The sequence below is a fragment of the Microcoleus vaginatus HSN003 genome, assembly GCF_022701255.1.
In the GTDB taxonomy this organism is placed as follows: Bacteria; Cyanobacteriota; Cyanobacteriia; order Cyanobacteriales; family Microcoleaceae; genus Microcoleus; species Microcoleus vaginatus_B.
This window is the reverse complement of sequence record NZ_CP031705.1, coordinates 6,349,669-6,373,794: the sequence shown is the minus strand read 5'-3', so window position 1 is coordinate 6,373,794 and position 24,126 is coordinate 6,349,669. Positions and strand designations below refer to the sequence as shown.

Sequence of the window (24,126 nt, the reverse complement as noted above, 5' to 3'; positions counted from 1 at the left end):
CAGCACCCCTATTTTTTGATGTAAGCCATAGCAAATCGCTAGCTAGAAGTCATGAATTTAGGCATTTTGGCTAAATCTAATAAGCGTAATCTGAATCTTCATCGAATCTTTATCAAAACCACTTGCATTAACCTGTGCTTCCGTTTACATTGAATATGTGAAGGGAAAAAACCTGCTTCCAGTCAACTTAAAAATAACGGTGTCAACCATGAAATTCCAATTAAACTTAGTCAAATCTATTTTAGCTGTTGCCGGTGTCGCCGCTCTTAGTGCAGTATCCGCAGCACCTGCCTCTGCCTTCAGCTTTGGTAATATAGGTGGTGGGGATAATACGTATGGAGATACTTATGCTGACCAGTTTAGCTTTGATGTCAAAGATGGTGGCTCAAATAACGTTATCTTCAACATTGCAAATAATACATCCCTAGCCGACATGTTTATTGGTGCAGTTTACTTTGACACAGGTTCTAATAGCAATTTATTGAGCGCCTTTGGCGTTGATGTTGGTAATACTGGTCTAGTTAATTTTGAAGATAGTGGAACTGCTAATATGGCACAAAGTGGGAACCTTAGTGCTTGGTCTACTGATTTTTCAGCTACGAAAACAGGTGCTGCGTCTAGCGGTGTTCACGGTGGTGAGATTTTGGGGTTGAGTTTTACGGGAAATTATAATAATGTAGTTTCCGCGTTGAATGCTGGTACTTTAAGATTAGGGTTGCACGTCCAGGGTATTGGTCGTAAAGCTGAGTATAGCGATAGTTTCGTCAGCACCATTAGTGCTGCCAACACTGAAGCTACTCCTGAACCTTTAACAATGCTTGCTGCTGGAGCCGCTGTTGGGTTTGGTACTATGTTCAAAAAGCAACGCGCTCGGGCTCAAAAAGCTGAATAGGCGATCGTTTGAACTGGTTTTCGGTCCTGGCTTGATGCCAAACTGATTATTTTATGTTCGAGCTAAAAACCTGGTTTCACCAAGAAACCAGGTTTCTTATTATCTAATAGCGCGTCACCGTGAAAACCCCTGACTTGGAAGCCGATTTCAAACACATTTGCAGCGCTACGGCTGTTATTAAGATCTATAATTGAGTCCAGGGAATCAAGTCTATCAACTAGGCATTGAAACATCTTAGAGGGCGAGCAATCTCCGCAACGGACTGAGCCGAATTGATGCGGCACAGTTCAAGGGCCAATCCTCGCGAGATGGGTGGCGTAATTACAGCACCCCAGGGTAGTGGTATTGAACGTCAAGTCGCCCCTAGACAGCGCATTTAAGAACTATCGTAAGGCTGTTTCTTAATAATTTCCGATTAAAGACACTGAAATTTTTTAAAAGGAGATAATCACCATTGATCATTGCTGGCACTCTAACTCGCTCAGCCGTATTTACTAAAACCTCAGTGTCACACCGTGCGCGGTGCCAATTGCGTCTACTCTCAAGAAATGCCAGCCTCATTGAGGCTACTTATTTTAATTATTGTTTATTCACTTTCTTTTTAGTCTTTGCTTACAGCGGCTGAGTAAGCAAGTGCTAGACACCCAAGCAATCATTTCGAGTAGCAGTCTTTTTACTAGGTGTCCTAATGCTGAGCTATGGGTTGCCTCTGAGTTTCACCACCCATCAAATTCCCGAGTGTCTACTAACCTCATCTCAAAGATTTACGACCCTTAAAATCCTCCGAGTCCTTTCCGTAAGAGGGGTTCAAGCTAATGAGTTTTCCACATCTCCTACTATTTTTATGATATGATCTAACAATAGTCTGGACTGTTTTTAGTTCGTAGTCGGAAACCCTGGATTTTTCGTTGGTACTTCGATTGCCGAATCGACGGTAAACCCTTATTCTACGGTTGGCAATCAAAAACTGTCCGAAGTATGGCTCTCATCAATCAACTAATAACTATTATCTACAATGTTCAAGAGAAAACTTTTTTGGCTCCTCATTATCGCCACAGCTTTAGTAACTCTGAATATGACACTCCTGTGGAAACTGGACGATATTGCTCATTTTTGGATGAGTATAGTTTTTTGGTTCGCTGTGGGTTCCCTGCTTTGGGACAACCAGGATATTCTCAAACAGAGTGAGATAAAAAGTGACCTATTGTCGAAAGTAGCCGGGACGCTATTAATAGCTTTTATCTTATTTCAAAGTGCTGGGGTTTCAAGTAAATTCGATCCTTTTTTAAGAGTTGCACCTTTTTTGTCTGGTTTAGGTTTGAGCTTACTTGCGGTAGGTTTTCACAACTTAAAACTATATTGGCGTGAATTGGTAATACTATTTTTTCATGGCATCCCCAGTGTCATTACGTTACCTTTAGTGGATTTTATTACCTCGCTTACTGCTAAATTTGCTTATTATTCTTTGTGGTATGTCGGTTTTGATGTAACACGTGACGGTAATTATGTGGCTTTACCGACAGGAAGGGTGTTGGTAAATGGGGGTTGTTCTGGTATAGAGGCAATGAATTACTTATTAGGTTTAGCTGTAGTTTGTTTGGTGATGTTTCCTACTAAACAAAATAAGGCGTTGGTAATAGGTGTTGCTGTCATTTTTGGTTTTATTATTAATGTTTTTCGAGTGGCGGGAATGGCCTTGTTAGTTGCATCTAATCGCCTAGATTTGTTTAAATATTGGCATGAGGGTGAAGGTTCTTTAGTCGTGGGAATGATTGCGGTGATTTTGTTTGGGATATTTTATCAATTTATGTTGAAACGAGATAGCAAACTTAGTCAAATGTCGGGAAATTAATTAGTTGCAATTTGAGGTAATATATCCGTGCTTCGATTTCCACTACCATAGTGAGGAGTCTCGCTCACTCCAATGTCCGGGTGTTGAAATCCGCCAATGTCACTACCTGCTGTTTAAGTGCGCCTATATCTATCATAGAAAGGATGTCAGGAATTATAGGAAACTTGTTATGGCGACAAATGAAAGTCAAATAAATCACATTTACGGTTCAGAGGATGCTCAGGGTATTTTACAGCTTGCGATCGCGCGGCGACAGGATGAAGGGGAATTATCCAGAGTGCAGCTTTTCGAGATAGCAGCGGAATTGGGCATTTCCGAACAGGATATTGTGGCGGCGGAACAGCAATGGTTAGCCACTAGAGGAGAATTTCAAGAAAAACAGGTTTTTAACTCTTACCGTCGCGCTAAATTGCAGAAAAATGTAACAAAGTACGGCATTATCAATAGTTTCTTAGTTTTGTTTAATTTAGCAGGAGCGCACGAGCTTTCTTGGTCGCTTTTCATTTTACTAACCTGGGGCTTGGGATTGTCGCTGAATGCTTGGAATGTTTATCAAACTGAAGGGGAAGAGTACGAAAAAGCCTTTGGGCGCTGGCGGTTGAAGAAACAAGTGGGAGAGTCTATTGGTACTGCGACGAATAAGTTGATGAAGTGGTTGCAGTCGTGATTTTCTATTAAGAAAAAAGCGAGCGCTTTTTCTTCTCATCAACTACCGCTAATACAAATAACTCGGAAACTCTAACACTTATATCAATTCCGGTTGCACCGGAATTATTGTTGACTGTTGACTGTTGACGGGCGGGTCGAAAAACTGAATGGTTGAGTGTTAACTGTTGACTCGATTTTATTATGGCGATGCAACGGGAAACGATATTAGATCGGAGAGAAATCCGACAAATGATTAATAACTACTGTATTTTTCTCCGACATTTAAATTAACTCCTATATTCTTAGCCGCCATTCTCTAGCCATTTTTCTACCTCATTAGTTGGTACTTTTGGCAATTATTTCCAAAATCCTGACAACAAAATTGTGAGGGAGTAGCTGATCAAAAGCAGCGCGAGATTTGCGGCAAACCTCAGCAAAATCTTCATCCGAAAGTTTATCGTGAAAAGCTTGGATATAATCTCCAATCCGATGCACTTCCGAAAAAGGAACGATAACGCAAAAATCTTCCCATTTCATCCCTCTCAACTCCGGTAACGATTTATTGGTATCAATGAAAACCGGAATTCTCCCTGCTGACATCACCTCCCCGAGATGGTAACAGCCATTATCGTCTCCCCTCATCGCCAAGATATAAGCATTCTTCTCGATATTTTCGATATACTCGGCTCTTTGGCGCTTTCTTTCTTCCAATGGAAGACTAAAAAAATCTCCCTTTCTTTCTATCAAAGATGTTTGTAGATTTTTCGCTTTTCGCACTTCATTAATTATTTTTTTTCTGACTAATCGTGCAATCAACCTTCGCAGACCCAAATTCAAATTACGATTAACAAAAAGGTTGCATGCCATCCAGTTAACCATAGAATCAGAAAATTTAATATAACGTAATATCAGCGAATTTAGTCGGGATGGATATTCAACATTTCCCACAAAACCGACAGTAGGAATTGATGGTTTTGGTATATTTACCTTCTCTCCCAGGTCATAAATCCATGGGGGCGCGGGTATTGAGTTTTCTTTTTTATCACGGTAAGTTGCCGAGGCAAACAATATTTCTCCTGGATAAGGCTGACACTCCAAACAGTTTGCAAAGGTGACGAGAGTCCGTTTTGAACCTAATACTTGGCGCCGAAATTTATGTAATTGAGCTTCCTTCTTAAGGCCATAATAACTTGAAATAAAATGTGGAGTTACCACAATTTTGCCTGCATCTGCCAAGTTTGTAAATCGGTGAATCTTGACTAGCTCCGGCAATTTATCCCTGAGCCAATTCCAAAACTGTAACTGTGGATGAGTGTCCGGCGGACTGAGGTGCATTAGCAGTGGGGCTGAGCGTACACCAGGAAGTAGTAAATCTTCATTGATCCATATTTCCAGAGGTTTGTTAAGTTCGCCGTTCATTGTTTTTTCTATGACTAAAAATTTTTTTTACTTTAAACGGAAATCTTGACAGGGGGGGGACTCTCCCTGTCACCAAAGAATTTTAACATAGGCAATCCAAATTTTAAGAGCAGGGGGTAGCGATACGCTCCTCTAGAGCGTCTTACGTTTCATTATGGCTTGCCGAATAAAAGCAGAAGGCAGGTCTGAGAAGGGTTTTAATCTTTTTTTGAGCGAAGAATGGCAGATTATACCATAAGTGAGGTTCAAAACCCTGGCACTTTCTTGGGAAGTTGCTGGGTAAATTGGAGAAATAAGCGATGAACCTATTATTTTTCAAGCTGTGTGGCGCGAGCTTATTCGCTCTGTAGACTTTTTCAGTAAGCCCTAATTAGAACGAGCTACTTATCGGTTGCTTGCAGTTGCGCTTGGGCGCAACTGCAAACTCACTAAAATTAATGCGACGCTTCGACGTTAGCAGCATCTGCAACTACAGGATGAATTAATACCGATCGCAAACCTTGCCGAATTTCGGAACTCAAATACCTGCGCTGCAAAATCTGCCATTTTTGCCAAGCTGCGTAGCGATTTTCGGCCAACAAACCAGCCAATTTCGGCAACTCTTTTTTCAGATCGCGATCGACAAAATCTGTTAGAAACTCCCCTAAAACTTCACTGTCTTGAATATCGCCCAAACATTCCTGAATAGCTTTCACATCTTCGACATAAACTTCGTAACTCTCGCTGTAAAAATCCCCAAACAGATTCATCAAATAACGAACTCGCTTAGCTTGCTTCCGCAAATCGTGCAGAATAGTTCCCTCGGCTGCTAACTTCTCTTCGACAGCCTCAGCATTCAAATCATCAGCAACTTTAACTTGGCCATCCTCATATTCCGTGCCCAACAGCCAAGCCGGATGCAGGAAAAACTCACTAACTTGAGGTAAGAGTAAATCTGGCAAAACCTCAGTAATTGGCAAATGTTCGATCGCCTGAAACTTCGGTTTTTCCAGCCAATCCTCGATCGACTCCTTCAGCGATTCGTAGCTTTTGTGCTCTAAAATCGCCCTCACCCCTTTCAAAGCCCGGTGGCGCTGTTTGAGCAAATTCACCAAAGCCTCATCCAAAACTTCCTGTTCCTCAGCCGGCAAATGCGGGTAATAGCGGTTTTGGAGACTTTCGAGCATCACATCCAAATCTCTGAGCGTTCCCAGAATCCGCCCCACCTTACCAATTTTGCTTTCAGAAGCCTCTTTTGGCAAGTTTAAAACCGGAGCAAAACCAGTCACAGCCGATCGCAAACGTCTCAATCCCACGCGCATTTGATGAAGTTCTTCCGCGTCTTTGTCTTTGATAACTTCAGCCTCGTGCGCTACACTTTTGCGGAAATATTTCTCAATCGCCCCAGATGCAGCGTCTCCGAGAGTTTTAACTTTGGCTGATGTTTTTACGTTCATAACAGGTGTAGATTCCCGATCCCCGATCGACTTTAATTTGGATTTCAAGGCTTTGGTAGTAAAGGGTTTACATCCTAGCACACAACCCCAATTTATGACTCGCTTCCATACATAAATCTTAATATAAGGTGCTTGACAGTTTATGCAAAGTCAGCATTTAGCAATCTAAAATCTTCAATCTAAAATCTTCAATCTTGAATCTAAAATCTAAAATCTAAAATCTAAAATAAAATTACCCTCCCTCACCCTTGAGCTGATAAAAATCGGATTTCTGGCGCGCTTTCCCCAATAGGTTAAGATCGCTGCAAACCGATATTTATTCGCCAAAGGGTGAGAGAGGGTGCGATCGGGAGGACAAGTTTTAAATTAAATCAAACCCGCCCAGGTTGCCCGACTTCAAAGAGGCAGTTTAGCCTTTCCAGTCTTTCTCAGATTGGGAGAGCACGTAGGTTGCTACATCCTCAATTTGTTGGGGCTTCAACTTGGCGCCGAAAGCAGGCATAGCATTTTTGCCCTTAGCTACCTGAGTGCTAATAGCTTCCAGAGAATTCATACTGTACTTCTCAAGAGCTTCCTTTTTCAAGGTTTTCATGGCCATAACCACGTTGCCGCCACCGATGTGACAAGCAGCACAGTTCGAGCTAAAGATTTTAGCTCCGTTAGCGGCATCTCCTGCCAAAGCAGGGCGGCCAAAGCCGACGGTAAAAATTGCGATCGCTAACAGGGCGATCGATAAGAGTCTTTTCAACGCAGTTCTCCTCTAATGGACACGCAAAGGGTGATTCTTTAGATATTTTACCTGTTAAAACAGGCGCGATCGCGCATTCGTATCGCCTTCTTCCGAGTAATTTACCACTTTTTGGCAGTGGCCGTTCAACTCTTAAAATTCTCCACGCCCCAGCCCGGAGCTTTCTGAGCAGCCCGGATCACAAAAGCCGCTAAATTTTCAATCTCAGCCTGTGGCATCCAGCTTTCCGGCACTTGGCGGCACCAAAAAGTCTCCTCAGTACCGTCATAAGTCATCGGTTCTCTCAGATACGCCACCAGACTATTGATGTTGTTGCGGGGAGGCGTTGCCCCTTTGAGGTCAGCCAAAGACAGAGATATCGTCGGATCGGGCAAATTAGCTCCTCCGACGTGACAATTAAGGCAACTTTGCTCGAACAATACCTTGCCTGCAGACAAATCCTGAGCCGAAAACAAGCGAGTATGTCCCTCAGAGTCCAACTCCAGAGCCACAGGTTCGCTGGCTTGTAAATACCTATTGACGTAAGAATCGGCAGCAGCCAAAACAGGTTGAGGAGCCAACAGCACGAGTGGCAAAATAATTAACATCCCCAACAGAAAGCAAACAAAAGCACCACGACGCAGCATGAGGGACTACAACCTTTTGCGATAATCAATGAGCAGGAGGTAAATTTTAGATTTCAGATTTTAGAGCGAAAAACGACGAGCCAGCAATTCTTGCCGAACTTCAGCCCTCTCCCAATCCAAAATCCAAAATCTAAAATCTAAAATCTAAAATCGATTAGCGAGCGCCTTTGCCACCAGCCCACTGCTTGGAGACAATTTTTGGCTGCAACAGAATGTGACCGGCAATCGCGTACAAATCGTCATCCGAGAGATTTCTCATCTCAGCGAAAATATCCGCACTCTTCATGCTCGGATGCAGTTCCGAAATTTCCTCAAACCCGTCATAAGTGGTGGGATTTTTCATAAAGTCCACCAGCGACTCAATATTATTCCGGGGCGGGCTGGCCAAAGCCAGAGTTTCCGGGCTCAAATTCACGTTCGGGTCAGTTTTTGTCATGCCCGCAGCGTGACATTGAGCGCAAGCCGAATTGAAGAGGCGTTTGCCTTGCTGAACTTGTTTGAGGCTCAGCACTACCGGAGCACCCTTGTCATTCAAAGTCACAGTGCGAAGTTCAGGACTCAGTTCGACAGCCATCGCACTGCTGACAAATAACTGAAAGCTCAAGAATACAGCGGTCAGAGCAATGAAATATCTTTTAAGCATGGTTCTCCTTAAAAAAATCCGGCAAATTATTGAACGCTAAGAGATCGTACCTGGCAAACAGATGTGTGTTCAAAATTCCCTGATTCTGCAACAACTGGCGAAAGTTTGTGCAGCTATACCTTTAAAGGTAGAGGAATTTTGCGAGCTAATCTGCAAGAAGTTTTGAGTCGCGCCTTTTTTCGAGAGTGGACATAATTGCCTTAACATCCTCCAAAGCCAAACGGGTTTGAGGGTGCTTGTAGGCAATTTCCAACTCATCGCACAAGCGGATCACGTCTTCAACAGGGACGTTGAAGTCCTCTGCTATTTCTGCGATGGACAGGTCTGCAAAACCCATAATTTTTAGGTCGCTGACAGGTCAAAATTGAGTTGACGGCTATTAACTGAAAGCCGGACAATTTTAGAAAGCGCTGTTAGCTTGTTCTGTTAGTTTGTTCTGAGATTTTGTTTGATCTATCGCAAGCTAACTAACCGCTAACTGCGACTAGGCATTTTTGCCCAGCCAAATTTCAGGGCCAATCAACTTCCGATCAATATCATCCCACTGCTGCGTCGTTATTACCAATAGGAATTGCGCGGGCGGGGCTCAAAACCCGGTGTCTGCGTGAACGTCTCGTTACCAAACTCAATATTGTTGGTAGAAGCCGGGTTTTTCGCAATTCCTCAGCAATTTCCTCTGTGCCCAGCACTCACCAACAGACAATCCTCCGGCGCAGCAGCTTAGGGAGAAAGTTTGAAAGCGTGAGTCTGCGTGGGCAAAGCGTGGTTATCGCTGGCTTCTAGGGCGGGGAATTCCGAGCCGGCCAAGAAAGGCTGGGGCTGGTGGAGGCTGATGAGCTGACCAAGAGTTTTCTTTAATTGAGTCCGGGGTACAATCAAGTCTACAAAACCGTGGGCGAAGGAGTATTCGGAAGTTTGATAATTTTCCGGCAGCTTTTCGCGCAGAGTTTGCTCGATTACCCGGCCGCCCGTAAAGGCCACAGTAGCTTTTGGCTCTGCAATTATAATGTCTCCCAGCATGGCAAAACTCGCGGTGACGCCGCCCGTGGTCGGGTGGGTCAAAATCGGGATGTAAAGCAGTCTCGCTTCCCGGTGGCGTTCCAGAGCCCCGGAAATTTTAGCCATTTGCATCAAGCTGAGCATTCCTTCTTGCATTCTTGCACCACCGGAAGCGCAGACAATGATCACGGACAAACGTTCCCGCGTGGCGTGTTCGATGAGACGAGTTAGCTTTTCTCCGACAACTGAGCCCATGCTGCCGCCGATGAACTGAAATTCCATGACTCCGAGGGCGACTGGCAAATTTTCGAGTTTGCCGATGCCTGTTTCTACGGCGTCTAGGTGGCCTGTTTTTTCTTGAAATTCTCGGAGTCGATCGCTATATTTTTTGCGATCGCGAAATTTCAGGGGATCTGTGGCGTGCAGTCCTTCGTTAATGGGTACCCAGGTATTGGGATCGATCAACTGCTCGATGCGATCGTCACTGTAAACTCTGATATGATGCCCGCATTCCAAGCAAACCATTTGATTTGCTCGCAGGTCTTTGGTATAACTGAGAGCACCGCAAGCTTCGCATTTATTCCAAAGTCCGTCCGCAATTTCTCGTTCCGGCCGTTCTTGGGAGTTCGGTACTGATTTTCGTCGATTTGCAAACCAATCAAATAGAGACATTAAAACTTGGTATTTGTTAACTGTTGACTGTTGACTGTTGACTGTTGACTGTTGACTGTTGACTGTTGACTGTTGACTGTTGACTGTTGTTATTTGTGAGTTGTTAGCTGCTACCAATAACTAATAACTAATAACCAATAACCCATCACAACTGACAATAAACAACAGACTTGACTAATGACTAATCACCAGATTCAGACTCATCTTCAACGGGACTGATGAGGAGCGATGCAGTTCGCTGGTGTTCTGGAAGAACTTGCAGGGCTGTAGCACTTCCAGCCCCCAAATAAGATGCTATGCCCAAGTCTACAATCCGGGCCGGGATTTCATGAGCAGCTAGGAGCTGCTGCATTAATTCCGCTTCCCAACGAAAGCTAGTAGTTGTAAGTGTAATCCAAGACACGGAACAATTTTACCAATTTTTGAGACAATATTATGTTCGATCGCGCCTGACTACGGGCAGATCAGAAACTAAAATTCGGGAAAAACAACTCGAAGTAAGTAGATAAGATCGCTTCCCCCCACAGAGCAGTAATTGCTGCACCGAGAGCCAGAAACGGGCCGAAAGGCATCGGTTGACGCCGATCGAGCAAGCCGAGGGCGATCGCCCCGCCACCGGCAAAAGCCCCGGCGAAACAGGCGATGAATCCCGCTAGCAGCAAGTATTTCCAGCCCAGCCAAGCTCCCATCAAGGCGGCCAATTTGGTATCTCCGGCCCCCATCGCATTCTGCCCCAGTCCGATCGTCCCGGCGAGTCCGATGGCGTCAAACAGCCACAACCCGACAACTGCTCCCGCGATCCCATCGAGTACCAGATACTGTATCGAGTCGATCAAACTAAAAGTCGGCCACCAACCTTTTGCCACCTGGAAAACCAATCCGAGCACCAAACCCGATCGAGTTAAAGAATTAGGCAAAGTCATTGTATCGCAATCAATCAAAGACAAAGCCAACAACCAGCTAAACAAAGCCCAAAAACCCAGAGTTTGCACTGTTACGCCAAACCGCCAGAAGATGAGCAAAAACAGCAAACCCGTAGCTGCTTCCACCAGCGGATAGCGGACGGAAATCCGACTGCGGCAGTGATTGCAGCGTCCCCGCAGCCACAGCCAACCGAAAACGGGTATATTTTCGTAAGTTCTGAGCTGATTTAAACACTTGGGACAGCGAGAAGGAGGGTGGATCACCGACAAACCCGCAGGCAACCGATAGACTACCACATTTAGAAAGCTGCCAATAGCCGAACCCAAAGCAAATAGAATGACATAAACAATAAAATTAAAAATTATTTCCATTAAGTTTGTTGACTGTTGACTGTTGACTGTTGTTAGATCGGGTTCGGTCAATTAGCAATAATAAAAGGTGTTAATAGTCAGGAATGCAAGTTTTCATAAAATTCTGAAAACTTGAGTGAGCGCTACAGACCTATTTTATTGCGAGGGTTGGAGCGGACATATTAGTTACCAATTACCAATTACCAATTAATACATTTGAGATTCAATTTCGTCAAAAGTAACAAAACGTTCACCGGGCAACAAAATCGGCTGCGAAGCAAAAATTAGCTGCCCTCGATCGCTTCCTACACTGACAACTACACCGATCGGACGCTGGATCTGCTCGGAATGCACTTTCAGATACATACCATAGGCCGATCGAGCAACTCGGATCAAATCGGGAGCTAGCAAGCTGTGACTTTCGGAAGTTTCTATCCAGGGTTCTGGGTGCGGCTGGTATCGGGTCACTGGAAACTTATCATAATGGTATAGGTCTAGCTATTGGTGTTGCCTCTAGATGGAACTGACCTTATTTTTTAAGAATATACTAGGTGGAAATTAATAGATTAACTTACAATCCTCCCTTGGCTGCGATCGAATTGCGGCTGCGATCGCTCCTTTCCGCCCAACTATACGCTGCTGCGTGGGTAGATCCGTCCCCCGCAACGCTAATGGGGGTTTTCGAGCACCTGCGTACTCTCCGTTACATCCTCCACGACTACGTGCCCCGGCCCGTGTCTGAATCTCCGCCCAACCCGGGCGAGGTGCGCTACCAGTGGCAAACAGGCACCTTGCTGTTCACGGATTTGGCCGGGTTTACCTCGCTGTTGGAAGCGAATGCGACCCAGGGGCGCAAGGGAGCTGAAAGCCTGCTGGGCGTGATTAACGACTATTTTGCCTTGATGATTGAAATTGTCAGCAAATCGGGCGGGGATTTGCTGGAGTTTACCGGAGATGCGATGCTGGTGCAGTTTCTGTCAGGGGCTCATCAAGAGGATACAGCTAGGGCTGTGCGGGCGGGTTTGCGGATGCAGCGGGCGATGGCTGAATTTGCCAATATTGAAACGGCGCGGGGTGTTTTGTCTTTGAGGATGCGGGTTGGCATCCACTGCGGCCGCTATATTAGTGCTGACATCGGTACGCCGCTGCGGATGGCCCACGTACTGCTGGGGCATTCAGTCCAGCAAGCCAAGCAAGCTGAGGGTTCTGGAACTGTGGGGCGGGTGTGTGTGACTGAAGCTGCTAGAGAGTCTTTGGGAGAGCAATTTCGTTTTGAACCCGGGAAACAGGGTTATTTTTTGGTGGCGGACGATTTCACGGACGATCAACTCGGAGAGTATGATATCACTTTGACTGGGCGGCGGATGCCGAGTTCGGTATTGCTCGATCGCAGCGTTTCGGGTTTGGTAAGCGAAATCGGGGAAGCTGTGAAGCGGCTTGAACCCCTTGCTAGTTATATTCCCAAAGCTATCCTGAGACTGCTGGTTGAAAATGCTGATCAGCGCAAAATACCGCCGGATTTTCCTGAACCGACGGTGATGTTTGTCAACTTGATTGGTTTACCGGAGTCTGTGGACAAAGCTTCGCCCCCGGAAGAAGTCAATCTGGTAGTGGGTTTTTCTCGGGTGTTTGCGTCGATCGATGCTGTAGTGTCAGCTAAAGGGGGCGTGTTGCAAAAAGTAACGGCGCACTTAGACGGTTCGGATATGCTGATTTATTTTGGCGTGCCCGACGCTCACAGGGATGACGCCAGCCGCGCGGCTAGTGCGGCGATTGCGATCCGAGATATGATTGCAGGTTTGCCTCTGGTAACTATCGGGGGTGAAGAAGTAAAAGTAAGCTGTCAAATTGGGCTGTCCCGTGGGCCGGTGTTTGCTGCTGAGGTTGGGGAACCGCGAGGGCGCAGGGAGTTTAATATCCTCGGTGATACGGTGAATACGGCGGCTCGGTTGATGAGCAAGGCGGGGGAAAACCAAATTTTGATTGGTGAAAGGGTTTATGAGTCGATCGGGCTAAGCTTCATTTGCGAGGCTTTGGGAGCTGTTTCTCTGAAGGGGAAATCTGCTCTGACTCCGATTTTTGCTTTGCAAGCTGCAAAAGGGGAGAAGGGAAAAGGGGGCGTTTAAATAACTTTGCTGGGCAATAGTTGGACAGGTTTTATGTTCACAAAGGCAAGTACAGCACAACCGCTTTCCACTCTGACTCCTAAATGTTATTTTTATAATTTTTTACGATACTTCTTCCTCAGATCAGTTCCGGTTGCATCGGAATGATTTAACCGCAGAGAACGCAGAGAACGCAGAGGGAGATCAGAGAGATGAATAATTCTGATGAAGGGCGGAATTAATATCACTCGCATAGACTAAACTCCGATCGATACTTCACCGTTCCGCTGCAATCCTGCAAAGCTCCATTTTCTAATTCCAACACCATAAAAGCCTCATCGGACACATCATATTCACATTTCAAGCTCTTTCTGCTAGCAGGAATAAACCCAAAACGCGAATAAAAATCTGGATGACCAAGCACAACCACTGCCTGAACTCCCGATCGCCCGCACTCTTTTAAACCGTGCTGGATCAGCAGCGTTCCTATACCTTGGCGCTGATAGTTTGGTAGAACTGCGACTGGTGCCAACCCCAGAATCGACAAATTGCTAGAACATTTTCCTTCAACCGCAACCAAACTGAAGAAAATGTGTCCGACAATGCGATCGGCTTGTACCGCAAGGAAGGAAAATGTAGATGCAATTCCCCGCAATCGATCGACTAACTTAGCCTCATTTTCTCGCCCGAATGCCAGAATATTAATGTTGCGAACAGCTTCCACATCTTCTGGCTTTTCGGTACGGATATCCATAGCTTATATTGATTGATTGTTATAGCAACTAACAGTCATTATTGCGGTACAAGCTGACCGGAAGACAATCGCTTAATGCCCTCCATCGCTGTAGTTTCTCCGACTTTATCACCGCCATCGCGGGCAATTTTTAAAGCTCCCTCGTAGGATTCAAGAGCTTGAGGATATTGACCGAGACTTTCATGAATTGCGCCCATATTGTTGAGCAAGCGTCCGATACTTGTCTTGTCGCCGATTGCTTCTAACATCGGTATTGCTTGCTGAAAATAGATCAGCGCTTGAGTATCTTTGCCGAGTTTGCGAGAGGTAAGTGCCATGTTGTTGAGGAGGCGGCCGACGCCAGCCCGGTCTCCGATTTCCCGGCGAATTGCTAAAGCTTGGTGGTAAAATTCCATCGCTCTATTAAAGTCGCCGATGTTGTAGTAGACGCCGCCCATGTTATTGAGGGTACGGCCTAAATCGCGCTGATCGCCGACGGCCGTGCGAATTGTCCGCGCTTGCTGGTAAAATTCGATCGCCTTGGCGTAATCTACCTGTTCTGTGTACACGGCCGCGATGTTGTGGAGCGATTCTCCAATTTCAACTTGGTCGTCGTTAGTTTTGGCAAGTTCCAAAGCTTCTTGGTGCAGTTTCATCGCTTCGGAAAAATTGTCCCCAATCCGGTTAACGAAACCGATGAGATTGAGAGTGCGCGCAATACGACGCCCTCCGCTGATTTCTCGGTGAATGACTAAAGCTTGCTGCAGAACTTCCAAAGCTTTGGGCCTCAAACCCATTTCGCCATAGACTTCCCCCATATTGTTGAGGGTTTCTCCGATTCCGGCTTGGTCGCCGAGTTGCTTGCGAATTGCCAAAACTTGCTCAAAACTCTCGATTGCTTCTCGAAACAAACCCTCGCGGTGCTGTGTTACTCCTGTTTCAAAGAGTTCGTCTGCTTGCGTTTTGGGGTCTGTTGCCTGAGCCAGTGAAGCGAAGTTATCCCGTAGGGAATCGCTCGCTTGGGTGCGCCTCGCATTGATAATTGGGGCATAAGCTAGAGCGTCTGAAATTGCCAGCAAGCTGAGTGCGGGCGATAAGACAATACTTATAGCTGCGAGATAGCTGAAGTGGTAAGAGCGGCTGTGCACCGATCGAGTCCTCCAATAGCTAAGTGATAACTATTAAGATAGAGCTTTTTGGGGTGTTCCTGCCGAATTTTTTCTCAATCCCTAGGTTCTGACTGGGTTTTTGTCTTCCCAGACGGCCAGAATCAGTGGCATATTATTGAGAGGGGAGATGAGAGCAAAGTTTTTGCTGGGTGGAAGCGATGCTTTTTCAGGGCTTTCCAAGATGATGTCCTGTTGGTCAAGCGTGATCCAAGCAATTCCTGACACAACTTTAATTTCTCGATGAGTTTGAGGCAATCTATATACCTCGTTTTCCATCACAATAATGCGAGCTGGCGCTGCACATTCGGAAGATATTTGAAGCATAGCATCTCCTACTTGGTAATGGATAATTGGTAATGGGTAATTGCTAATGGGTAATTGCTAATCGAAAACTGTATTTCACTTCATTTCCACGCAACGCACACACTACTATTGGCAATAACGCCGATCGATCCAAGCGCGCATTTCATCATCCGTCGCCACGCAGGTAGAACGACCAGTCGCGCGATCGCAACCGTGCCACCAAGTGTTACCATAGCGATCGCACGTCTGCCCAATTCTCAGTTCGTCCTCACCAGGAATGAGGTAGAGCAAAAACTGCCCAATTTGATTTATAGCTAAAAAGAGAGATTGCCCTTTCGGTTTTTCGGATGGTTTAGCTCGATCGGCAATCGAAAAAAACCTCATTATTCGGGGATATATCCGATTTTTGTAAGTAGACATAGCCAACACCTTCAAGTGATAACTCATACAAAAATTGCAACAATAAAATTACAAAAGATCCCTTTTAACTGCAATATCTTCATCGCAATTACAGCACAATATTGTTGTCGTGCAAGTTCTGTAAAAGTCTATCTGTTACCTGATAAATTAACCTTAACTCTGGGGCAATTCACAATCAAAGCATTGCTTGCATAGGTTGTATGAATAAAATCGATATATCGAAGCCCTTGTGACAATTTGGGTACTACTGGCACAAACGCTATGAACGAAATCAATACGCGGCGGATGAAACTCTCTCAAATTCAAGCTTTGATAGCTGTAGCAGACTGTGAAAACTTTAGCGAGGCGGCTTTGCAATTGGAACTGTCCCAGTCCGCCGTCAGCCACGCCATCGCCTCTTTAGAAACAGAATTGGGAGTGCAATTGTTCCACCGAGGGCGACACGGTGCTCAACTGACGCCAGTGGGGGAAAGGGTAGTGAGTCACGGGCGTCAAATAGCCTGCGCCTTAGAAATGATGATCAAAGAAGCCCATTTAGAAAAAGGTTTGCAGGGAGGCCAGGTACGGATAGTTACTTTTCGGAGTGTCGCAACTCATATCCTACCGGGTATTATTGCTAAATTTCGCAGTTGCTTTCCCAAAATTACGGTTAGCATTACCGAAGTTTATTATACCCAAGCTGTGGAAGAGGCTTTGCGATCGGGCAAAGCAGACATCGGCTTTGTCTCTCTTCCCATCTCCGATGAATTTGAAACGAGGGAAATTTTGCGGGATCAAGATGTTGTGTTGCTGCCGCCAAGTGCGAAATTGTCAAGTGCTAAGATTACCTGGGAAGAATTAGCGGCTTATCCGTTGATTTTGCAGCCGGCCGAAAATGCTTGTTCTGTACCACTGCGAAAATATTTGACAACTTCGGGGTTTCCCTTAAATATCGCTTACGAACTCAGCGAAGATTCAACTATTGTCAGTATGGTGATGCAAGGTTTGGGTACAGCAATTCTCCCCCGTTTGGCGGCGGAACCGATACCTACTTCGGTGAAAGTTTGCAGTTTGCCTGCGGATTTTGAAAGGGTAATTGGGGTGGCTGTTTTGAGGGATGGGTTGTTAATTCCGGCCGTCTTTGCGTTTTTGGATTTAGTTAAAAGTGCCGCAGAGGTTGATTGTGAAGGCGAGTTTGCGATTAATCCTTCTTAAGTGGTCAATTGGTTATTGGTTATTGTTATTTGTGCTTTAACTGGTTCCCAGGCAGAGCCCATTGGTGACAACTTCCTAATTTGTCACCAATGTCAAATGGGATAGGTAGACATATTTAACGGTTGTCGGCTCCTGGATTTATGCTCATATTTGACAATCCTCCAATCCTGGTTCTCCCTGGCAGTAAAATAGGCGATATGATCGGACGCCTTGCCGCAAGAATAGGCATGGTTAAAGTGAGAGAATCCGCGAAATAACATTTCTAAAGAAATCTGCTCAGTAGAGAGTTCTAATTCATCAGCCACGGCATCAGCCACATCCAGTAATACCGCTTCAGTTGAGGCGAGCTGGTACATTCCGATCGGGAATATGATCTGGGTTGATTGTACGTCGTTTTCCCATGTTGCTCCTCTTTCACACCTTACAGACCCGATTACCTGACACCATGGAGCTGGAGGCAAGCCTGAAGTTCCCGGCCTCGGGGAACTTCAGCTTAAGCTGTCACCAACGGGCACAGAGAGCCTGGAAACGAGTAAAAATTGCTGACTTGAGCTTGATGACTTGCTTTTGGACTCAGCTATTTGGGTAGCTGGGCAATTTCGTTTGTCCAAAGTCCAATCTAATACCAAATCCGGGTTAGTTACCCCGTTTATGATGGCGAACAGAATCCAGCTACCACCAGCACGCTCACCAGTGATGTAATGACTGATGGAATCTGGGTCTGGTTAACCCTCTTCGTCCGGTGTTGATGAACCGAAGGGGTGGACGGTGCGATCGATACAACAGCGGGCGATCGATACAACAGCGGGCGGCGTTCATCAACTACGCTCATCAATATCAGTTCATGGTTCAAACAAAAAGATGACGCATAGTGGCACATCTAGAACCCTACTTTAGATCTTTTGAACTTAAAAATCGTTATCGAGAAGCAACTCACCCAGTAGAAGGTCGTCGTTGGTAATTACTGTGGTTAATTTCGCTCGGCTGGACTATTAAAGAGGCAGCCAAAGTAATCGGCATTAATTATGACTATGCTAAACAAATAGGTAAGGGCTATAACTAACAAGGAAAGATAGCGCTCCTGCGGAAAAAACTCCCCCCGAAAAAGCGCCCCAGCCATGCCTTACTCAACACTCTTCAATTAGAAGAACTGCATTTAAGTTTGAAAGGAGGATCGCCCGATCAAGGTAGAGGCGATCGGGTCCAAAGTTGCATTATGGATTGCCCAAAAAACCGGGAGACAACAAGTCTGGAAACAGAGGGGTTGGGAATACCTAAAAAAGTCCGGTTACTCACCTCCAAGACCTCCCCATTGGCATAAAGATGGAGAGCTAATTGAGCAGGAACTCTTTCAAAAAACTGTCCAATCCAGTGAAGGATGTACAAAAAGAGTTTCCTTCACATCAAATAGAGGTCTGGTCATTCGACGAACATAGAGTAGAATGCCACCAATCATCCGTAAAGTATGAGCCCCCGAGAAAGACCATCGGCAGTTGGTTTGCATCGCTACGAATGGGTGTATTTTCACTGATTTGTCAATCCTCCCACTGGTCAAACCGAATGGTTTATCCCAAGCCGAGAGTTAATATAGAATGGTTGAATTTAGTATGAGAAAACTTTGCCTTACAAACAGGAGGTGGCACCTCGAAAAAAATCCTGTTAGTCATGGAACGAGCTGGCTGGCATAGGAGTGACGCAGTGATTCTACCATCAGGAATTTATGGAGAGTATTTACCACCTTACTCTCCCGAAATTCAGCCATCGGAAAGGCTTTGGTCTGTGGCTGATGAACCATTAGTCAATAAAAGTTTTGACAAAATACAAGACTTGAAAGCAGTTCTCGGAGAACGTGGTCAAATTTTATCAGCAACTATGACACAACCCCTCAAAAATCTGACCAATTATTATTGGTGATCACAAAACTGCTTGCCTTGTGAAGGCTAACCGCTGGTTGGGCGGTGAATTTATTTCACATGACTATCCACGAGCCTGAGGCTGGCGAGCGCGACTATATTCACTTGTTTACTAATGGTTGAACCAGCTCCTTTCTGGAAATTGGCGACAGCTTTCTTCAAAAAATCCTCCCTAGTTGGGTTTTTTAAAAGCACACAAGCGAGTGAAGTTTTTTTTCGCCATCATAAAGGGGGTAAGTAACCCGGATTTGGTATAATACCGATTTTTTATGATATAATCTAAGCTAGACTTCACTGAAATCTCCTGCTTAAGGGGAGCTAGTGTGGGCTCTTCTCTCTCAACAAGGTGAGGGAGCATCTACTCTTTTGCAAATAGTCTCTTTCCGTGCATATCTGAATTTTGCTGTTTTCAACTACAAGGTGTCTTGTAAAAATGCATCATCATATTAAAGCAACGGATCTTAGAACCTTGGTAAACGAAACAGTTTTGCCAAGGTATTCAATTTGCACGTTATTAACGGATAAAGCTCTCTATCAGCAAATGTTAGAGTCCTTTGTCCAAGCGGGTTTTGCTTCCGATATTACTGAGTATTTGTATATCGATAATAGCATCACAAATGCAGCCGATGCCTATTCTGGGATTAACGAGTTTCTGAGGATGGCAAAAGGTCGGTATATCATCATTTGCCATCAGGATATTGTATTGGTCAATCACAACCTTGCCCAATTGGAAAATTGTATTGCTGAATTGAATAAACTTGATCCGCAGTGGGCACTGTTAGGAAATGCAGGGGGAAAATCCCTCGGAGGTCTCTCGCTAAGGCTTACAGACCCCCATGGCGATAATAACACTGGGGGATTTCCCGTGAAGGTTCAATCCTTGGATGAGAACTTTATCCTAGTACGCAAAGATGCTAATTTGGGGACATCTAGGGACCTAGATGGATTTCATTTATATGGGTTTGATTTATGTTTTATGGCTGCCATGCGTGGATATTCTGCATATGTGGTGGATTTCCATATTCATCACTTGTCACCAGGAAAAATAAGTCAAGATTTTATCAACTCTAGAAGTCGCATTATTGGGAAATATCAACAGTTGTTTTCGGGAAGGTTTTTCCGAACAACCTGCACCTCGTTCTATCTTTCGGGTAATGCCATGCTCAATAGTATTTTAAATCATCCACGTATCATCAACTGGTTGGAGGAGGTCTACCAGAGGTTTGGATGGTGATAAGTTTCTCGTGTTCACTACAGCGCTGAAGCATTTAGAGTTTGGACAAAACCTAAAATCACGCTATAGGTAGTCGCTAAATCCTCATCTTTGATGGAAAAAGGTCTACCTATAACATTTGTCCAAACTCGAATCAAGCATGGTTCAGGTCGGTTTTTAGTGGGATTCAGACTTGATCAGCAACACCTTGCCAGGGACTCTCAGGAGATTTCTAACAAAGAAATTTTAACTGGTTCCCAGGAAGAGCCTGAGAACCCATTTCTAGAGTCTCTGCCTCGCGAGAGGAAAATTGGAGGCAGAGCCTTCGGATTTGCGTTACCAGGCTCTTCCTGGGAACAAGTAAGTAAATCGCTCAAAAAGTCACTTTTAAAGCATTAAGTGTGTCGCTTATTTACTACTAATGCGCTTAGCCACCAGACTAGAACTATCGCCTTGGTGGAATTTGACTCGACCATCTACCGAATTTTTATCCTTTAATTTGAGCCAACCGCTACCAAATGCAGGATCGTTCTCATCATTACCGTCCCATGTAAACTCAAATCGCTGATCCTTTTCATCTTTTACGACTTCGCCGTCAATTTGACCTGATACTAAACCGAATTGAAATTCTCCTGAACCCGTAGGCTCAATCTCGATATACGCTTCAACCTCCATGTCCAAGTAATCACTATCCCACAGTTCCATCTCTGTGCTCCGCCATTTACCGCTATATTGCATTCTTTTCCTCCTCCACTTGTATTACAGACTTTATCCTAATGACGACAACATAGCTGAGTCGCCTTCCCCATTACACAATTCAAAATTATTCCCCGTATCTTTGCCGCAAAATAAATTCAGCTAGTGCTAAATCTACGGGCGTTGTGACTTTCAAATTCGTCTCTTCTCCCTCCACAATTTGCACTGGTAAACCGCATTTTTCAAACAAAGCCGCATCGTCTGTAACTTCCCAACCTTTTTGTCGCCCTTCTTGGTGACACTGCTTTAACAATTTCACTTCAAATCCTTGGGGAGTCTGAGCAGCCCATAAATTGCTTCTGTCTGGGGTGTCTCGCACGATCCGACGCTCATCTACGACCTTAATCGTATCCTTGACCGGGATGGCGACAATCAAGGCTGGACAGCTCAAGAGGGCCTCTGCAGATCGATCGAACAATTCAGGAGTTGCCAAACATCGGGCTCCGTCGTGAATCAACACTCGATCGGCATTCGGCGGCAAAGCCTGCAAACCGTTGTAAACTGACTCTTGCCTGGTGGCGCCTCCTTGAATCAGTTCCACGGGCTTAACCAAAGATAAATCGCTCAGAATTGCTTTAAAATCAGGAAAATCGTCTGGCTGACCCATGATGCCAATCCAGCTAATGTGCTGCGAAGCTTCAGCCGCAGCCAAAGTCCAACTCAGCAAAGGTTTTCCCAGCAAAGTCAGCAGCAGTTTGTTCCGCTGACTCCCCATCCGTCGCCCCGAACCTGCTGCAGGAATTAATAAGTGCATTAAGTAACCCTTCTTCACCCAACTAGGTATATATTAAGAGCGTCCTGTACTTTTGGGTCAGTTGTTTAGCTGTCAGCCAGTAGCTTTTAAAGTCTAGAAATACTATAAGCTGATAGCTGAAGACCGATCGCTGAGAGCTACCTCGATAGATAATAGCCGATCGTTTATGATGCGAATACTAGCACTTGTCCCTGGCGGGATTGGCGACCAAATTTTATTTTTCCCCACCCTCGATGACCTCAAGCAGTCTTATCCAGAGGCGCAAATTGATGTCATCGTGGAACCGAGGGCGAAGGGCGCTTACCGAGTCTGCAAGTCCGTCAAAGAAGTCTTGACGTACAATTTCAAAGACCGCAACGCTATGGCAGATTTGGGCAATTTACTGGGCGTAATTCGCGATCGCGAATACGAAGCAGTTATTTCCCTAGGCCAGCGGTGGACTGTAGGGCTGCTGCTGTGGCTGACCGGCATTCCGCAGAGAGTTGGCTATTCGGGAACCAATGGCGCTCGATTTCTCACGGCTGCCGTACCGCTGAAAACTGAACAGTACGCGGCTTCAATGTACCACGATTTGCTGCAAGGATTTAACATTACAAATCCTTGTCCGGCGATCGCAATTAATGTACCTAAACAGGACATTCAGTGGGCGGAAGCCGAACAGCAGCGGTTGGGCGTAAAAGAAAGCGGCTACATTCTAATTCACGGCGGTTCCAGTCAATTAGCTGTGTCTAAAGGTATTGACAAAATTTACCCTACAGACAACTGGAAGCAAATAATTGAAGATTGTCAGCAGCGGCAGCCGAATTTGCCCGTTGTTGTTGTGAAAGGGCCCGAAGATGCAGACTTCGTGACAAAGTTAGTCGAGTTATGTCCGAATGTAAAAGTTATCTCGCCGGATGATGTCGGCAAGTTGGCTGCCACTATTGCTGCTGCTAATTTGATGATATGTACTGACAGTGCGCCGATGCACTTAGCTGTGGCGGTTCAAACTTATACAATAGCTTTGTTCGGCCCGACTGAACCGGCGAAATTGCTGCCAAAGAGCGATCGATTTTTGGGCATTAAATCTCCTACTGGCAAGATGGCGGACATCTCTCCTCAAGATGTTTTGAAGAAAGTTTGGGGCGGCTAAAAACAAAAGTTCGTAGTAAGGACTTTAGTCCTCTCTTTTTTAGCTGGTTCCCCGGCCAAAAAGGACTAAGGTTCTCACTACAAACATTATTTATTACGGTAATTTCCCAGACATGATATTAGTCACCCGCAAAGCCCTGTAATTTACCGCCTGCCTATTCCTCGCAGCAATTCATCAGCCCAAACTCTATCTTCTTCCTTGAAACGGGGTACGGGTTCCCGATCGTAGTCCAATGTTAAATCAAATCTGGCGCGATCGTAAACCCCCATTAACAAACTCTGTAAATTCAACTCCGGTTCTCCATCTCCTGACTGCAAAGGTATCCTAAATACAGGAATTTCATCTCTCACATTAAAAGCATATAATTGCGCTTGTGGTCGCTGATTTGCTCTGCCGATCGAGATTCGGTAATCTGTCTGCGGAATTTCGCTGGCAAACGGCAGATATTTTCCGCTTCTGAGCAAATCTATCTCTACCAAATGCGTGAGAGTTCCTAAAACTTTCTGCCGCTTGTTAAGGTAAGCAGTTCTTCCTTCGCCGGCACGTTTGTTAGCGGGAGACAAAATTTCAATGACTGTCACCACCCTGCCAGTTGTTACCTCTCTAATTTCTAAATAACCTTCCCTGCATTCTTCAGAAATTGGCAGCGTTACTGTTACAAATTCGGGGCGGGGTGGTAAAGTCATCACTGCTGATTGTGTCTGGGTTGTTGTCCTTGCAGCGACTACAGATACATCGGGAATCGCTATATCCACAGAGTCTTCCCCACCGCTCATATAAGTGCGTTTTTCGATCGCCACTCGATATTGCTGACTGAGATTTTGCTCTATGTCATCGGCGATCGCAACGATCAAACGGTGGTGTACTTCGGGCCAAAATTCTGGATTTTCTAAATAAGGATTCATCCCTGGAAATGGAGAAGGCATTTTAGTACCTCAACGATGATCAATTTAATTCAATTATACAATATCGAAACTGCTGAGCTTAGGAAATTGCCATTGCAGTGCACGAGGGCGGATCGAACCTGTAACCGTAACCCCAAATAGTTTTAATAAACTGCGACCCAGTAGCATCAGCTTGAATCATTTTCTTGCGAATCTGACCGATATGTACGCTAACAACGTTCTCTTCTCCTGTGTCGTTGCAGTTCCAACCCCAAATTTTTTCGATTAGCTGTTGGCGACTCCAAGATTGACCAGAATGACTTGCCAAAAAATACAATATC

The 24,126-nt window shown here is 45.3% G+C and carries 27 protein-coding genes; 8 read left to right on the top strand and 19 right to left on the bottom strand.

Features of this window, described 5'->3' with window-relative positions:
- The first annotated feature begins 208 nt into the window (after positions 1-208).
- The 3 genes from D0A37_RS27290 to D0A37_RS27280 all read left to right on the top strand — a co-directional run bounded on the left by D0A37_RS27290 (position 209) and on the right by D0A37_RS27280 (position 3,411).
- Complete coding sequence (locus D0A37_RS27290) at positions 209-892, top strand: PEP-CTERM sorting domain-containing protein (RefSeq protein WP_242725787.1); 684 nt, start codon at positions 209-211, stop codon at positions 890-892.
- Positions 893-1,907: 1,015 nt separating this feature from the next.
- Complete coding sequence (gene crtA, locus D0A37_RS27285) at positions 1,908-2,744, top strand: cyanoexosortase A (protein WP_242719295.1); 837 nt, start codon at positions 1,908-1,910, stop codon at positions 2,742-2,744.
- A gap of 169 nt (positions 2,745-2,913) precedes the next feature.
- Positions 2,914-3,411, top strand: coding sequence for a 2TM domain-containing protein (locus D0A37_RS27280; RefSeq protein WP_242719293.1), 498 nt, complete (start codon positions 2,914-2,916; stop codon positions 3,409-3,411).
- A gap of 317 nt (positions 3,412-3,728) precedes the next feature.
- On the opposite strand, the gene D0A37_RS27275 is transcribed toward D0A37_RS27280, so the two are convergent.
- From D0A37_RS27275 to D0A37_RS27230, 10 genes are all read right to left on the bottom strand, one after another.
- Positions 3,729-4,811: a hypothetical protein gene (locus tag D0A37_RS27275; protein WP_242719291.1), complete on the bottom strand. Its 1,083-nt coding sequence runs from the start codon at positions 4,809-4,811 to the stop codon at positions 3,729-3,731.
- A 434-nt stretch (positions 4,812-5,245) separates the two neighbouring features.
- Positions 5,246-6,247, bottom strand: a complete 1,002-nt coding sequence (locus D0A37_RS27270; RefSeq protein WP_242719289.1) for a CHAD domain-containing protein — start codon at positions 6,245-6,247, stop codon at positions 5,246-5,248.
- A 409-nt stretch (positions 6,248-6,656) separates the two neighbouring features.
- Positions 6,657-6,995, bottom strand: coding sequence for a cytochrome c6 PetJ (petJ, locus tag D0A37_RS27265; protein ID WP_242719287.1), 339 nt, complete (start codon positions 6,993-6,995; stop codon positions 6,657-6,659).
- 125 nt (positions 6,996-7,120) lie between these two features.
- The gene (gene psbV2, locus D0A37_RS27260; protein WP_242719285.1) at positions 7,121-7,621 is read right to left on the bottom strand and encodes a photosystem II cytochrome PsbV2; all 501 of its coding nucleotides are present in this window, start codon (positions 7,619-7,621) and stop codon (positions 7,121-7,123) included.
- Between the two features lie 154 nt (positions 7,622-7,775).
- Entirely contained in the window at positions 7,776-8,264 is a 489-nt protein-coding gene (psbV, locus tag D0A37_RS27255) for a photosystem II cytochrome c-550 (RefSeq protein ID WP_242719283.1), read from the bottom strand.
- A 145-nt stretch (positions 8,265-8,409) separates the two neighbouring features.
- Entirely contained in the window at positions 8,410-8,601 is a 192-nt protein-coding gene (locus D0A37_RS27250; protein ID WP_006633443.1) for a hypothetical protein, read from the bottom strand.
- Positions 8,602-8,984: 383 nt separating this feature from the next.
- On the bottom strand, positions 8,985-9,935 hold the full coding sequence (gene accD, locus D0A37_RS27245; protein WP_242725784.1) for an acetyl-CoA carboxylase, carboxyltransferase subunit beta: 951 nt from the start codon (positions 9,933-9,935) through the stop codon (positions 8,985-8,987).
- A gap of 181 nt (positions 9,936-10,116) precedes the next feature.
- Positions 10,117-10,338 carry a DUF2007 domain-containing protein gene (locus tag D0A37_RS27240; RefSeq protein ID WP_242719282.1) on the bottom strand — a complete coding sequence of 74 codons (222 nt, stop codon included), beginning with the start codon at positions 10,336-10,338 and terminating at the stop codon, positions 10,117-10,119.
- 61 nt (positions 10,339-10,399) lie between these two features.
- Complete coding sequence (locus tag D0A37_RS27235) at positions 10,400-11,230, bottom strand: prepilin peptidase (protein ID WP_242719281.1); 831 nt, start codon at positions 11,228-11,230, stop codon at positions 10,400-10,402.
- A 186-nt stretch (positions 11,231-11,416) separates the two neighbouring features.
- Positions 11,417-11,677 carry a hypothetical protein gene (locus D0A37_RS27230; RefSeq protein WP_242719280.1) on the bottom strand — a complete coding sequence of 87 codons (261 nt, stop codon included), beginning with the start codon at positions 11,675-11,677 and terminating at the stop codon, positions 11,417-11,419.
- Positions 11,678-11,760: 83 nt separating this feature from the next.
- On the opposite strand from D0A37_RS27230, the gene D0A37_RS27225 reads away from it, so the two are divergent.
- Entirely contained in the window at positions 11,761-13,335 is a 1,575-nt protein-coding gene (locus D0A37_RS27225) for an adenylate/guanylate cyclase domain-containing protein (protein WP_242719279.1), read from the top strand.
- Positions 13,336-13,558: 223 nt separating this feature from the next.
- Here the strand turns inward: D0A37_RS27225 and D0A37_RS27220 are convergent, their stop codons facing one another.
- From D0A37_RS27220 to D0A37_RS27205, 4 genes are all read right to left on the bottom strand, one after another.
- Positions 13,559-14,068, bottom strand: a complete 510-nt coding sequence (locus tag D0A37_RS27220) for a GNAT family N-acetyltransferase (protein WP_242719278.1) — start codon at positions 14,066-14,068, stop codon at positions 13,559-13,561.
- A gap of 38 nt (positions 14,069-14,106) precedes the next feature.
- On the bottom strand, positions 14,107-15,195 hold the full coding sequence (locus D0A37_RS27215; protein WP_242719276.1) for a tetratricopeptide repeat protein: 1,089 nt from the start codon (positions 15,193-15,195) through the stop codon (positions 14,107-14,109).
- 81 nt (positions 15,196-15,276) lie between these two features.
- Positions 15,277-15,540: a hypothetical protein gene (locus tag D0A37_RS27210; RefSeq protein WP_242719274.1), complete on the bottom strand. Its 264-nt coding sequence runs from the start codon at positions 15,538-15,540 to the stop codon at positions 15,277-15,279.
- Between the two features lie 105 nt (positions 15,541-15,645).
- A complete protein-coding gene (locus D0A37_RS27205) occupies positions 15,646-15,939 on the bottom strand; it encodes a hypothetical protein (protein ID WP_242719273.1) in 294 nt (97 codons plus the stop codon).
- 261 nt (positions 15,940-16,200) lie between these two features.
- On the opposite strand from D0A37_RS27205, the gene D0A37_RS27200 reads away from it, so the two are divergent.
- Entirely contained in the window at positions 16,201-17,133 is a 933-nt protein-coding gene (locus D0A37_RS27200; RefSeq protein ID WP_242719272.1) for a LysR family transcriptional regulator, read from the top strand.
- Between the two features lie 92 nt (positions 17,134-17,225).
- Here D0A37_RS27200 and D0A37_RS27195 read toward each other — a convergent pair whose 3' ends face one another.
- Positions 17,226-17,489, bottom strand: coding sequence for a hypothetical protein (locus D0A37_RS27195; RefSeq protein WP_242719271.1), 264 nt, complete (start codon positions 17,487-17,489; stop codon positions 17,226-17,228).
- Between the two features lie 1,342 nt (positions 17,490-18,831).
- Here D0A37_RS27195 and D0A37_RS27190 point away from each other — a divergent pair.
- Together D0A37_RS27190 and D0A37_RS27185 are read left to right on the top strand one after the other, a co-directional pair.
- Positions 18,832-19,047, top strand: a complete 216-nt coding sequence (locus tag D0A37_RS27190) for a hypothetical protein (protein WP_242719270.1) — start codon at positions 18,832-18,834, stop codon at positions 19,045-19,047.
- A 468-nt stretch (positions 19,048-19,515) separates the two neighbouring features.
- Positions 19,516-20,280, top strand: a complete 765-nt coding sequence (locus D0A37_RS27185; protein ID WP_242719269.1) for a glycosyltransferase family protein — start codon at positions 19,516-19,518, stop codon at positions 20,278-20,280.
- Between the two features lie 387 nt (positions 20,281-20,667).
- Here the strand turns inward: D0A37_RS27185 and D0A37_RS27180 are convergent, their stop codons facing one another.
- A complete protein-coding gene (locus tag D0A37_RS27180; protein WP_242719268.1) occupies positions 20,668-20,997 on the bottom strand; it encodes a hypothetical protein in 330 nt (109 codons plus the stop codon).
- Between the two features lie 85 nt (positions 20,998-21,082).
- Positions 21,083-21,769, bottom strand: coding sequence for a 2-C-methyl-D-erythritol 4-phosphate cytidylyltransferase (ispD, locus tag D0A37_RS27175; protein WP_242719266.1), 687 nt, complete (start codon positions 21,767-21,769; stop codon positions 21,083-21,085).
- 169 nt (positions 21,770-21,938) lie between these two features.
- Between ispD and D0A37_RS27170 the strand changes: the two genes are divergently transcribed.
- On the top strand, positions 21,939-22,901 hold the full coding sequence (locus tag D0A37_RS27170) for a glycosyltransferase family 9 protein (protein WP_242725781.1): 963 nt from the start codon (positions 21,939-21,941) through the stop codon (positions 22,899-22,901).
- Positions 22,902-23,044: 143 nt separating this feature from the next.
- Here the strand turns inward: D0A37_RS27170 and D0A37_RS27165 are convergent, their stop codons facing one another.
- Positions 23,045-23,827, bottom strand: coding sequence for a DUF4058 family protein (locus D0A37_RS27165; RefSeq protein WP_242719264.1), 783 nt, complete (start codon positions 23,825-23,827; stop codon positions 23,045-23,047).
- A gap of 58 nt (positions 23,828-23,885) precedes the next feature.
- Positions 23,886-24,113 (bottom strand): winged helix-turn-helix domain-containing protein, encoded by a 228-nt coding sequence (locus D0A37_RS27160; RefSeq protein ID WP_242719261.1) that lies wholly within the window; start codon positions 24,111-24,113, stop codon positions 23,886-23,888.
- Positions 24,114-24,126 lie beyond the last annotated feature (13 nt).